This is a genomic window from Parvimonas oralis (assembly GCF_047608425.1).
Lineage (GTDB): Bacteria > Bacillota > Clostridia > Tissierellales > Peptoniphilaceae > Parvimonas.
Genome location: NZ_JBLKRS010000001.1, coordinates 156,589 through 169,849, shown reverse-complemented (window position 1 = coordinate 169,849; position 13,261 = coordinate 156,589). Strand labels below are relative to the sequence as shown.

Annotated in this window: 7 protein-coding genes; 1 reads left to right on the top strand and 6 read right to left on the bottom strand. The window is 27.9% G+C overall.

Features of this window, described 5'->3' with window-relative positions; translation table 11 throughout:
• The first annotated feature begins 78 nt into the window (after positions 1 to 78).
• On the top strand, positions 79 to 6,252 hold the full coding sequence (locus ACMX2D_RS00930; protein WP_414972379.1) for a S8 family serine peptidase: 6,174 nt from the start codon (positions 79 to 81) through the stop codon (positions 6,250 to 6,252).
• Positions 6,253 to 6,297: 45 nt separating this feature from the next.
• On the opposite strand, the gene ACMX2D_RS00925 is transcribed toward ACMX2D_RS00930, so the two are convergent.
• From ACMX2D_RS00925 to tilS, 6 genes are all read right to left on the bottom strand, one after another.
• On the bottom strand, positions 6,298 to 7,740 hold the full coding sequence (locus ACMX2D_RS00925; protein WP_414972378.1) for a hypothetical protein: 1,443 nt from the start codon (positions 7,738 to 7,740) through the stop codon (positions 6,298 to 6,300).
• Between the two features lie 175 nt (positions 7,741 to 7,915).
• Positions 7,916 to 8,791, bottom strand: a complete 876-nt coding sequence (locus tag ACMX2D_RS00920; RefSeq protein ID WP_414972377.1) for a DNA-3-methyladenine glycosylase family protein — start codon at positions 8,789 to 8,791, stop codon at positions 7,916 to 7,918.
• Entirely contained in the window at positions 8,791 to 9,267 is a 477-nt protein-coding gene (locus ACMX2D_RS00915; RefSeq protein ID WP_414972376.1) for a DUF5673 domain-containing protein, read from the bottom strand. The genes ACMX2D_RS00920 and ACMX2D_RS00915 overlap by 1 nt, the downstream gene beginning before the upstream one ends.
• 45 nt (positions 9,268 to 9,312) lie before the next feature.
• A complete protein-coding gene (gene ftsH / locus ACMX2D_RS00910) occupies positions 9,313 to 11,292 on the bottom strand; it encodes an ATP-dependent zinc metalloprotease FtsH (RefSeq protein ID WP_414972375.1) in 1,980 nt (659 codons plus the stop codon).
• An 18-nt stretch (positions 11,293 to 11,310) separates the two neighbouring features.
• The gene (gene hpt, locus ACMX2D_RS00905) at positions 11,311 to 11,871 is read right to left on the bottom strand and encodes a hypoxanthine phosphoribosyltransferase (protein ID WP_009448302.1); all 561 of its coding nucleotides are present in this window, start codon (positions 11,869 to 11,871) and stop codon (positions 11,311 to 11,313) included.
• The gene (gene tilS, locus ACMX2D_RS00900) at positions 11,859 to 13,232 is read right to left on the bottom strand and encodes a tRNA lysidine(34) synthetase TilS (RefSeq protein WP_414972374.1); all 1,374 of its coding nucleotides are present in this window, start codon (positions 13,230 to 13,232) and stop codon (positions 11,859 to 11,861) included. The genes hpt and tilS overlap by 13 nt, the downstream gene beginning before the upstream one ends.
• Between the last annotated feature and the right edge of the window lie 29 nt (positions 13,233 to 13,261).

The following is a 13,261-nucleotide window of genomic DNA, read 5'->3' as shown; positions in this document are numbered from 1 at the left end:
ATATTCTTATATTTTATTTTTAATGTTTTTAATAAAAATATTAAAATATTTTATAAATTATTTTTACAGGAGGATTGTATGAAAAAAATTTTTTCCGGTTTTTTGGCATTATGTTTAGTTTTATCAATATTTACCACTAATTTTATAACTAAAGCTGAAGATAAAGCCAGTAAAATCATTCTAACAATCAACACTTCCAAGATTTCCGGGAAAAACGTTGATACACTTTTAAAAAACGGAGAATACGAAAAGGTAAAAGAAATTAATTCAAATTCTCTAAATATTGCAAAAGAAAAAATATATGAAGTTATAGGAGACTTTAAAGAACTTTCTAGAGACGAGTTTCTTCTACCATTTATTTCATTCGAAGCAACTAAGGCTCAAATAGCCAAGTTAAAAGATTTAGACTTTATTAATAGTATTGAACAAGATACTGAATATAAAGTCGATTTAAAACCTAATATTGCAAGACCTACCCCTCGTAGTTCAGCACATGCAACAAAATTAATAGGTATTGATGATGAACTTTTTAAAAAATATGACGGGCGTGGAGAAGTTGTAGGAGTTATTGATACAAATTTTGATCCGACTCATGAAGTTTTCAAATTGGATAATAATATTAACCCTGCTATAACAAAGGAAGATATTAAAAAACTTGTAAAACATAAAAATGGAGAAGATAAAAATTTCACTGAAGATAAAGTGTACTTTAATTCAAAAGTTCCATTAGCATATCATTATGTAAATGAAAATTCAAACTTAAATCCTGAAAAAACAGAAGAAGGACATGGACAACATGTCTCCGCTGTTATTGGTGGAAGCCAAACTAAAATCAATAATAAATACGATTGGCGAGGAGTAGCTCCGAATTCACAACTTTTAATGATGAACTGTTTTGTGAACGAAGGAACATCCTCAACTTATTATATAAAAGCCATAAGTGACGCTGTATATTTAAGAGCATCTGCAATAAATATGAGTCTTGGAAAACCTAAAGGAACAGTAAAAACTCATAATGCAAAAGATAAAAGTGTAGCTGAAATAATTGATAGAGCGACTTCTGTCGGTACAAATGTTGTTATTGCCGGTGGTAACGAAGGTGAATATCAAGGAGATATTTCTACAGATCATCCCGACTTTGGAACTATCGCCTCTCCCGGTATTCAACAAAGTGCTATAACAGTAGCTTCTGTGGAAAACAATTCATATATAGCAAAATATTTATCCATAGGTAATGAAAAAATTCCTTATTATGAAGTTAAAGATAGAACTTTTTCTAATAATACTTTTAATATAGTTGATTGTGGCGAAGCATTAGAAGATGATAATCTTCCAAATGTTAATGGAAAAGTAGCTCTCGTTAAACGTGGTGGCGATACTTTTAATAATAAAATTAAAAGATTAGAAGATGCCGGAGCAATAGGTGTTATTATTTATAACAACGTATTAGGTTCTTTTTCAATGTCTTTAGATAATTCTTCAACAATTCCGGCAATTGGAATTTCTATGGAAGACGGAGAAAAATTAAAGGCGAAAGCTCCAACACAAATTAATATTTCAAATGAAGAAGATTTAGTAAAAAATCCTTTAGAAGGAAGAATGAGCAGTTTTTCAAATTGGGGACTTACTTCTGACGGAATCCTAAAGCCTGATTTAACTGCTCCGGGCGGTCATATATACTCTGCAAAAAACGGCTCCGGGTTTGTAGAAATGAGTGGTACTTCAATGGCTACTCCTCATGTTTCCGGTGCAGTTGCTCTAGTTTCACAAAGTTTAAAAGAAAGACCCGAATTTAAAAACTTAAGTATTGCTAATAGAGGAAAATTAATTAAGACAATACTTATGAATTCAGCAAAGCCTCTAAATGATAAAGAAAATAATGTACCTGTTTCCCCTAGACAACAAGGGGCAGGTGTAGTTGATATGAAATCTGCTGTAGAATTAGATTTTACTGTTGTAGATAAAAATACTAATGTTCCTTCAACTTTTATTAAAGGAATAAATGATACCATTACTTTAAAATTAAAGATTAAAAACTATTCTAATCATTCAAAAGAAATTACACCATCTGTAATTGTAACTATTGATGAACATAAAGGAAAGAAAAATTTATTAAAACCTACAGAATTATTTACTAAAACATTAGAAGATCAAAAATTCACAGTAGGAGCTAATCAAGAGATAGAAAAAGAAATAACTATTCCGGTTGAAAATTTAGACAAACTTAAAGATTTTGAAAAAGGTGCTTTTATTGAAGGATTTTTAACTTTGTCAGGTAATGATGGCAAAAAAGCTAATTTCCCATTTGTTACTTTTAAAGGAGATTTTAATAATCTTTCTGTAATTGAAAAACCGGTTTATGAATTTGATTTTAATAAAGAAAATCCAATGTTCTGGAATTTAAAACCAATATCAAATGCTTGGCACAGATTCATGACTCATATTGAAAGCAAAATTGATGGTAAACCAACCGTATTAGGTATGGATAATTTTGATGAATTAAACGAATTAAAGAAGGCACAAAAAGATACAGAAATAAAACCGAAATTTAGCAAAAAATTAGTAATCAGCCCTAATGGAGATGGAAAATTGGATGAAATCAGCTTATACTCTGTTTTTACTAGAAATGCTGATGCAAGATATGAAATTAGAAATTCAGAAAATAAAATAGTATCAGAACAAAAAGATTCAAAATTTTTCCTAAAAAATATTTCCGACTGGGCAGATAAAGAAGATTTAAATGAAAACTTCTTAGGATATACTAATATTGACATTGGAAATCTAAGCAATCAAAAAGATGGAGATTATACTCTTAATATAATAGCTAAACCAACAATTGAAGGTGCAAAAGAGCAAAAGCATTCTATTAAATTTTCAATAGATAAAGAAGCACCTAAATTTAAAGATGCTAAATTTGATAGTGAAAGTAAGAAATTTACTTTCACAGTAGAAGATGCTAATGATATTAAATCTGTAAAAGCAACAGGAATAGAAATGGTAGCACCTTACCCATCTTTTCCTGATTATAAAGTTCCAAAAGAAGTTGAACTCGAAGTTAAGGAAATTGGAGAAAATAAATACGAAATCCAATTAAAAGATGACACTAATTTAAAAGATATTCAAGTTACAGCGACAGATATTGCCTATAATGAATATACTGAAGACTGTGAGATTATGACTTCTAATACTAAACTTGGTAAACTTGAGGTTGTTGCAACAACAGAAGATGGAGAAAATGTACCTATAAATTATGACCTTTATGACCAAAATAATAAAATAGTAAAGAACACTAAAAAGCTTAGAAACGGCAAATATACTTTTGTATATAAATTCTGCTCTATCGAATACAAATTGATTGGAGAAAATACAGATCAAGAATTTGAAATAAATGACGAAAACTTGAATAAAAAAATAGAGTTAAAATTTGAAAAGCAAAAAATAGGACAAAAAATGGTTCTTGTAAGAGGTACAGGAGATTTATCTTATAAAGATTTTAAAATCACCGCTACCAATGTAGATAATCCAAAATTAAAATTTGAATTAAAGCAAGAAGTTGAAGATACACCTCAATTTTTCTTAAATGCTCCTTATGGAAAATATAAGATAAATGTTGATATTACAAATCCAAATAAAGCTTTAAAATATGATTATGAACTTAGTACAAAAAATCAAAAAAATATTTCAGAAATAACAATAGATGAAAATTCACTTAACAACAGAATAGACCTGCTATTCTCAGAAAGTAAATTTAAAGTTGTTCCAATTACAAAAGGATATGATGGACATATTGATTATATGGGAATGAATCTTTCTGTTGGCCAACCTGTTAATATTAGAAGCATTGGTAGAGGACGTTCAGAAATAGTTCCTAAAGAGATTCCGGAAGGATATTATGTTGTTCCGGGTATGCAAACTGTAAAACTAACAGAGGAAAACCCTGTGCAAGAAGTTGTTTTTGAATATTTTAAAGAAACTGAAGAAGATAAATTTTCGCTATTAATTCAAGATAATGGAAATGAAAAAGGAATAACTACAAAGTATAAGATTTATAACTATAACGAAAGATTTAATTTTGAAAAAGGAAAAGTTAGTTTAGATTATACTCCTGGTATGAAACTTAACCCGGGTTGGTATTGTATAGAAGCTCAAGAAGAAGAATATGGAGAATATAAAGCTCAAGCTAATGAACCTACTCCTACTTACAACTTAAAAGAAAAAGTCATAGAAGTTAAAAGAGGAGAGAAAAATATTACTATAGGATTTACTTGGGGAAAAAATAACGAAAATAACTTTGTTGAAAAATATCCAAGAAAAATTAATGTAAATATTCCTGAAAACTATCCAAATGATGAGCTTAAATTGGAAATTAGAAAGAAGAATTCAAATGAAGTTGTTGTAAAACATACTTACAAACAATCAGATGAGAATACTCATTCAGTACTTATTCCAAGCGGTTCAGGATATGATGTAGTTGTAACAAATTTAGCTAGTGGATATACTTGTCCTAATGGAGAAGCTTGGGTATTCGGTGCGGAAGGACATCCAATAAATTTAAATATTACTAAAGAAGTTATTGATGGAAAAGAAATAGATTTTAAGTTTAAAGCCGGTGATACGCAAGTTCCAAATGTAAAATTCAAATTAAATGAATTGGACTTTAAATCCGGAAAGAATATAGTTGAATTAGGTAAATATAAAGTAGAAATAGTAAGTCCTGAAAGTTATAAAGGTAAAAATATAGATAAGGAAATTGAAATTACAAAAGACACTGGTGAAATTGTAGTAAATCTTGAAAAAATTAAAAAAGGAAGCATTGATATTAAACTTGAATTTATTGATACAGCTAATAAATTAAGCAAAATTGAACTTGATGGAAAAGAAATTTCCCTATCAGGAAATAAAATGCCTGTTTCAATCGGAGAACATAAACTTGAAATTACAGATATTGACGGAAAAATTTCAGACTATGAAATCTCCCCTAATGCAGTAAATAATTTTAATTTAAGCTTGGAAAATCCTGATCAAGTATTTAATTTCAAAATTAAAAGAAAATCAAGCAGTATAGATATTACAGAATTGAAAGCCTTAGTAGGAGAAAGCAAACAAATCAAGGAATCCGAAAAATATCTAAATGCTATTGATGAATTGAAAGAATTATATGATAATTCAATAAAAGCGGGACAAGAATTAATTGACAACGAAAATAGTAGAAATGAATTTACAGTTAAGAAGGCTGTAGAAGATATTAAACTTGCAAAAGATTCTTTAGACGGAGATAAACCTTATGCAAAACTTGTTAAGAAACTTAATAATTTAATTGCTGAAAAAGATTCAATTACTGATGGACATCTATATGTAAATTCTAATGAAGAAGATAATGAAGCATATTTAGAAGCCATTGAAAATGCTAAAAACTTATTAAAAGTAAATTTCAAACTAAATGAACTTGAAACTGCTATAAAAGATATTGAAAATGCTAAAGCAACAATGGGTTATGTAATTAAAATTAAGGTTAATGGCGATGATATTCCAAAAGATTTAAAAATAAAAGCTATTAATTTAATTACAGGAGAAGAAATTGAACTTGAAAACAAAGGTAATTCTTTTGAAAAGGCTGTTTTACTTGGAAAATATAAAATAAAAGTAGAATTAAACGAAAACTACAATGTTGATAAAAACAATATTGAAGTTGAACTTACAAAAGATAAAACTGCAGAAGATACTATTTCAATTTCTAAAAAAGAAGTACCTCAAAATCCGGATGAAACTCCAAACAAAATAGAATTCCAATATGGAGATAATCAAACTGTTACTGTTGGAGGAAAAATATCTGATATTAAGATCAGCGAAGATATTTCAAAATTTGTTAGAGTTTTAGTTGACGGAAAAGAATTAGGTAAAGAGTTTTATTCAGCTACAAAAGGAAGTACAGTTATAAAATTCAATGATAATTTTGCCCCTACTTTAGCAGTTGGTACACATAAACTAGTATTTGAATTTATTACAGGTAAAATAGAAACATCTTTAACAATGGTTAAAAAAGATGATGTACCAAGTGATAATAACAATAATAATAACAATGATAATATTAACAGACCTAACCATAAACCTAATAATAAAATTGATAATAATAAAAACAAGAACAAATTAGTAAAAACAGGGATTTCTAATAGTTCAATATTATTATTATTATTTGCACTATCTGCTATTCTATTAGGTACATTAACTATTAGTAAGAGAGTTAAAAAATAAATTTTTTAAAAAAGACAGAAATTTTTAAAATTTCTGTCTTTTTCATTATTTATTTCTTTTTTTAAATGTAAAAGCAGTTCCAATTAAAGCAAGTCCAGTTAAAACTAATGAATAACTTGATATTGCTGTTCTTGGTAATGAACTTCTATTTTTAGTTTTTTCTATAATAGGTTTTTTTACTGTTGTTTTATATAAAATTGCATACTTTGAAAAATGATTTGTTTTGAATGTTACTTCTTTTTCTGTTTGTGTAAATTCTCTTTCTTCAATATTTCCATTATCATCTACATAATATACTTTTTCAACTTCTTTTCCATTTTCTTTTTGTAAAGTTACAAAATACTCTCCATTTGGTAACTTATTATTATTTCCGTCTTTATTTTTAAAACTAATATCAAATAAGTTATAAACTTTTCCATTTAGCTTATTTACTTTTTCATTTAACTTTTCAACATTAAATTTTAAATCCTTAAAATCAAAAGTTTTACTTTCAACCTTATTTCCATTTTTATCAGTTAATATGTGATTGTTTTTTTGTTTATCTTTATTTTTATCACCTATTTTTTGAATATCTTTATCTGTTATACTATCTCCACCTGGCTTATAAAGTCCAAATCCCCAAAAATCTGCATAATATCCATCTATCCAAGTATTTCTTTGAAGCTTCCCTTCTTCATTAAAATACATATATTCTTCAAGTTTTTGCCATCCTGTCTTCATAAGATTAGTTTTAGTATCAAAGAAATAGATGTCTCCATTTATTAAATTTAATCCAATAGCATATTCTCCGCTTTTCTTTCTGAACTTTTTTCCACCACTAACAGTTTCAAAATTTCCTTCATCATAATTAATATCAAGAATTACTTTTTCTGAATTTGTTAATTTAAACCATGTATTATAAATATATGCTCCACTTCCTTGAAAAAGCATCTCATTACCTTTACTGTCAAATAGTTTAAATTTTTCTAAAAATCCAACTACCGTATAGACTTCACTACCTACAGGATATTTTTCTCCCGGTTTATATTTATGTTCTTTTCCATCATAAACTACCTTAATATCTTCTACAAATTTTTTTGCTCTTTCAGTAATTTCAATAGTAACTTTTTTATCTACTTTTTCAGTCTCAATAACAACATCAATCCGTTCTTTTGGTCTATATGAGATTTCATAAGAATCTTCAATAAGCCCATTATCTCTATCTGTATCTCTAAGATACATCTCTTCTCCATTGAAAAAAACTTTTTTTAGCTTATAACTTTCATTATTAATAACCAAATATTTTTTTACAGCTATTCTAACATCTCCACCTTTAAAATGCTTTAAAACCTCGTCTAAGTTAATAAACCATTTTTCATTACCGTTGTAATTTACAGTAATCTTTTCCTTTTCCTCTGCAAATGACGTTTTTGCATTTTCTTTTACAATTCCAACACTTGACAAAGTAAGTGCAAATAGAATCATATTTAATAGAAATTTCTTTTTCATTTCTTCCTCCTTTGTAAATAACATTTTACGCATATTATTATATATATATTGTCAAGTATTTTTCAGAATTAAATAAGAACCCCACCCTTCCACGATGCTTCGCATCGGGTGGGTTCCCGGGAACCTTGTTGTTTCACAATAAAAAATGAAGAGTCTCCTCTTCATTTAGAATTTTCTATTTCCCTATTTTTTCTTCTCTTCCATAATAAAAAAGATATTGTTGTGCATAACCTGCGTATTTGCCAAATATTCTATCAGCTTCTTTTGAAATTTTTTTTACTGGAGTTTCTTCTTTTATAAATAATTCTTCCATCACCCTTTTAATCCAAATATCAACCGGAAAAACTTCTCCCCTTTTGTATGAGAATAACATTATACAATCAGCAACTTTATTACCAACGCCTGCGAATTTTAATAATTCTTCTCTTAAAGTATCTGTTTCTAAATTTTCAAAATTATCTAAATCAATTTTTTCATTTAAAATCATATTTACAGTATCAAAAATTCTCTTATCTCTAAAGCCAACTTTTGCGAATTCTCTTAAGTCTTCTACAGTAGCCTTACTTAATTCTTCAATAGTTGGAAAAGAATAGTATTTTCTATTTTCATCTTCACAGATATATTTTCCATATCTCATAGAGATTACTTCAATAGATTTTTTTATTCTTGGAATCATATTATTAGCTGAAATTATAAAACTTATTAACATTTCAAAATGATTTTGATTTAATATCCTAATTCCTTTTCCATAATCCATTGCATTTGCCAAAATTTCGTTGTTTGACAATGTTTTTCTTATCTCCTTATAGTTTGTATTCAAGTCAAAGTAATCCATCCAAATTTCGTTAAATTCTTCCAAATTAGTGCCTTTAAATATAACCTTATTATCATCATTTAAAACATTTAAAACTCTGCCTAAATGTACTGTTGTAAAACTTCCATCTGTTTCTTCATACCATCTAAAAGCCTGTCCACAAGTAAAAATAGCTTTTGCATCAAAATTTTCAACATTTTCTAAAATTACTAAATTATCTTTTTCATAAAGTTTCATTATTTTTTCGCCTTTGTCTTAGATTTATGTTGTTTAATAATTGCAGATAATTTTTCAACATTTTCCTTATCTAGAGGAATAGTTAGAACTTCATCTTTTAAATCTCCTGAAACTACAACTTCATAAAATTTATCACTTATAGCTCCCCATTTTTTAATTTTTTTAAATTCTCCAAATTTTCCGTCAAAGCAGAATCCATTTTCCCCTATATATAATTTATCAAGAGAAACTATAGAATAAGTTACACCTATCAAAACATATACTATACTATATAAATCTTGAATTTTTACTGCATATACAATTCCAAAACCAACTAATGCTATAGATAGTCCGAATAATACTTTTCTACCCCTAAGACTCATAGTTGTTATTTCCCCGGTTAATTTTTTTCTAGTTTGAAAAATCGCTACTATTTTTTTAATTACATATATTAAAATTATACCAAATACTATTAATAAAAAATCATTACTCCCCATAAAATCCTCCATATAAATTAAGTAGAAGCAAGCTTCTACTTAATTTTAATTATCCTCTGTTTCAGTTTTTTCTACTTCAGTAGTTTCTGTAGTAGTTTCTTCAATAATTTCTTCAGCGGAAACTACTTCTTCAACCACATTTTGTTCTTCAACTTTATTTTGTTCTTCAAAAACTATTTCTTCTTGAGTTTCTTCCTTTTCTTCTTCAATACCCATATATTTATTATACATAGTTTCAAAGTCTTTTCCACTAATAGTTTCCACTTCAAGCAGTTTTTTAGCTATTATGTGTAAAAATTCGATATTATCTCTTAAAACTCCTTGTGCAGTTTCATAAGCCTCATCAAGTAAATCCTTAACCTCTTCATCAATAAGTTTTGCAATATCTTCAGAATAAGTTCTTCCTTTTCCAAAATCTCTGCCTAAGAAAGTTTCTTCTTCTCCCATATCGTAATTTATAGGTCCAATTTTACTACTCATTCCGTAAGTTGTAACCATACTTCTTGCGAGTTTAGTTGCTCTTTCAATATCATTAGATGCACCTGTTGTAAAATCTTCAAAAATTATAAGTTCTGCTGAACGGCCACCTAGCATCATTGCAAGTCTAGATTTCATAGCTTTTACAGTCATATATTGACTATCTTCATCTTGAGAATAAGCTGTAAATCCACCGGCTCTTCCTCTTGGAACAATAGTTATCATTTGAACAGGATCTGATAATGGTACAAATCTTGAAACAATAGCATGTCCCGCTTCATGATAAGCTGTAATATTTCTATCTCTATCAGTTACAACAGCAGATTTCTTTTCAGGTCCAGCAACAACTTTTATAGCTGCTTCTTCAAATATTCTCATAGGAATACTCTTTAAATTTTGTCTTGCAGATAATAGAGCCGCTTCATTACACAAGTTTTCAAGATCTGCAGGAGTAAATCCTGTTGTATGTTTAGCAATAGCCTTAAGATCAACATCCGGATCCAATCTTTTATTTCTAGTGTGAACCATAAGTATTGCTTCTCTTTCTCTTACATTAGGAATACCTACATAAATTTGTCTATCAAATCTACCCGGTCTTAAAATAGCCGGATCCAGAATGTCAGGTCTATTTGTTGCAGCCATAACTATGATTCCTTCATTAACACCAAAACCGTCCATTTCAACAAGCAATTGGTTTAATGTTTGCTCTCTTTCATCATGTCCACCGCCAAGTCCTGCACCTCTTCTTCTACCAACAGCATCAATTTCATCAATGAAAATAATACAAGGAGCATTCTTTTTAGCTTCCTCAAACAAATCTCTAACTCTTGAAGCTCCAACCCCAACAAACATTTCAACAAAGTCGGAACCACTTATACTAAAGAATGGAACTTTTGCTTCACCTGCAACAGCTCTTGAAAGATAAGTCTTACCAGTTCCCGGAGGACCTACAAGCAAAACACCTTTTGGAATTCTAGCACCTATATCGCTATATTTTTTAGGAGATCTCAAAAAATCTACTATTTCCTGTAATTCTTCCTTTTCCTCTTCAAGACCTGCTACATCATTAAATGTAACTTCATTTTTCTTATCCTTATGAAGTCTTGCCTTGCTCTTTCCAAAATTCATTACCTTGCCCCCACCTTGAGCTTGTCTCATAAATAGGAACCATAGGACTCCAAGTCCTACTAAAATTATAAGAGTTGGTAATATTTCCAGATAAAAAGGCTTTGTGGGCTCAGCTTTTCCATTATATTTTAAAGTATTATTATCTACCTTAGCTTTTAAATAATTTTCATAAAATTGTAGTCTAAATTCTTGTGGTAGATAAGTTTTAAATTCTGTTTTATTTTTATCATTTAATTTTCCAGTTATATATGAACCCTGAGTTGTTATCTCAGAAACTTCATCATTCTTTATTTTTGATACAATCTCTGTAACTGTATATTCCTTAACTACAGGAGCTGAAGTTTTTATGACAAAGAAATATGCAGTTAAAAACAAGATTGGTATCAAATATATAAGATACGCTTTTGTTTTTTTATTCACGCTTTCCCTCCTATTATTTTATTTATAAACTTCTTCTTTCAAAGAAATAATATATGGTAAATTTCTATATGACTGATTATAATCTAGTCCATAACCAACTATAAAATCATTTGGAACTTCAAAACCTACAAAGTCACCTGAAATTTCAACAAGTCTTCTTTCAGGCTTATCTAACATACTTGCAACTTTAACAGTTTTCGCTCCTCTTTCTTGAAAATAATGTAATAGATATTTTAAAGTTTTTCCGGTATCTATAATATCTTCAACTATTAAAATATTCTTTCCTGTAACATCTGCCTCTAAATCTTTTACAATTTTTACAATCCCACTTTGAGATGAATTCCCATAAGATGAAATTGCCATAAAGTCTATTGAAATAGGTAAATTTACAAATCTGATTAAATCAGCAAAAAATAAAGTAGACCCCCTTAAAATACCAACTACTACAAGTTCAGCTTCATCGTTTTCATAATATTTAGTTATTTCTGTCCCTAGTTCTTCAACTCTATTTTTTATAGTTTCTTCATCAAATAACAATTCTTTCATATCTGACTTAACGACACAATCTAATCTCTCCATAAAATCTCCTTTGATAAAACTCTAATTTTTATAATATCATCCTGATTATCGACTAAATACTTATTGGCTCTTCTAATATTAGGAAGCCAAATAATATTATTATCAATTTCAAAAACAGGTATATTATCTCTCATATCCTTGCTAATTTTTTCATCAATAAATATATCTTTTAATTTTTTCTTTCCAAATTCAAATTCTAAAAAATCTCCATTTTTTCTATTTCTGATTTTCAACAATTTAAGATATCTTTTATTAATAAAAAGCATATCCTTGTTTTGTTTTAATTTATTAAATTCTTCAAAACATGACTGCTCTATAATTATATCAAAAAACTTAGTAGAATACAAAGAAAAATCTAAATTTTCATAATAAAAATCTGTTTTCAAATTTATAAAAACATTTTTATCATAGATAAGAAGTTTATTATATTCATTTTTAAAGATTACATTTTTTATCTCTATATATTTACCCGTTTTTGTAAAAATCAAATTGTCAATTTCTTCAATTATTTTATAATTTATACCATCCGGATCTTTACTAATAAACTCATAAAATTCCCTATACATAATATTTCTAAAGGACTTAGATTGATGTTTTAATTTTTCTATATCAACCAATATTTTTTCTTTATTAAATTCCCAAAGAATTCCTTCTTTTGAAGCAATATATTCTCTTGAAATATTACTATAGTCAAAAGCAATATTTGAAAGTCTTGAAAGGGAGTCAAGAATTCTAGGATTATATTCATTTTTTAATATCGGAAATAAATTTAATCTAATTTTATTTCTTAAATACATATCTTCAAAATTTGTTTTATCTTCAACAAAAGGAATTTGATTTTCTTTTATATAGTTTTCAATCTCATCCCTTGAAAAATCCAAAATTGGTCTAATTAAATCTCCTCTTTCGGATTGAATTCCTATTAGCCCATTAATCCCAGTTCCTCTTAAAATTCTCATAATAACAGTTTCTGCCAAATCGTTTTTATTATGAGCTGTTGCAATATAGTCAAGATCTTCAATTCTTTTTATTTGATCAAAAAATTTATATCTTAAAGTTCTTGCCCCTTCTTCAATAGACAATTTGTTTTCATTTGAAAAAAGAAGAACATCTTCCTTTTTAGAATAAAATTTTAAACCATATTTTTCACATTGAGATTTAACAAATGTTTCATCTCTATCAGCATCATCTCTTAAAGAATGGTTAAAATGACAAACTACTAAGTTTAATTTTAATTCATCTTTAAAAGCATTAAACAAATCCAACATAGTCATAGAATCTTTTCCACCTGATATGGCAAGTAAAATTCTAGAACTATCAAGATTAAAGTTTTTTAAATTTTTAAAAAATTTATTTTTCATAAAAATTAAAAAACCGAGTAAAAACTCGG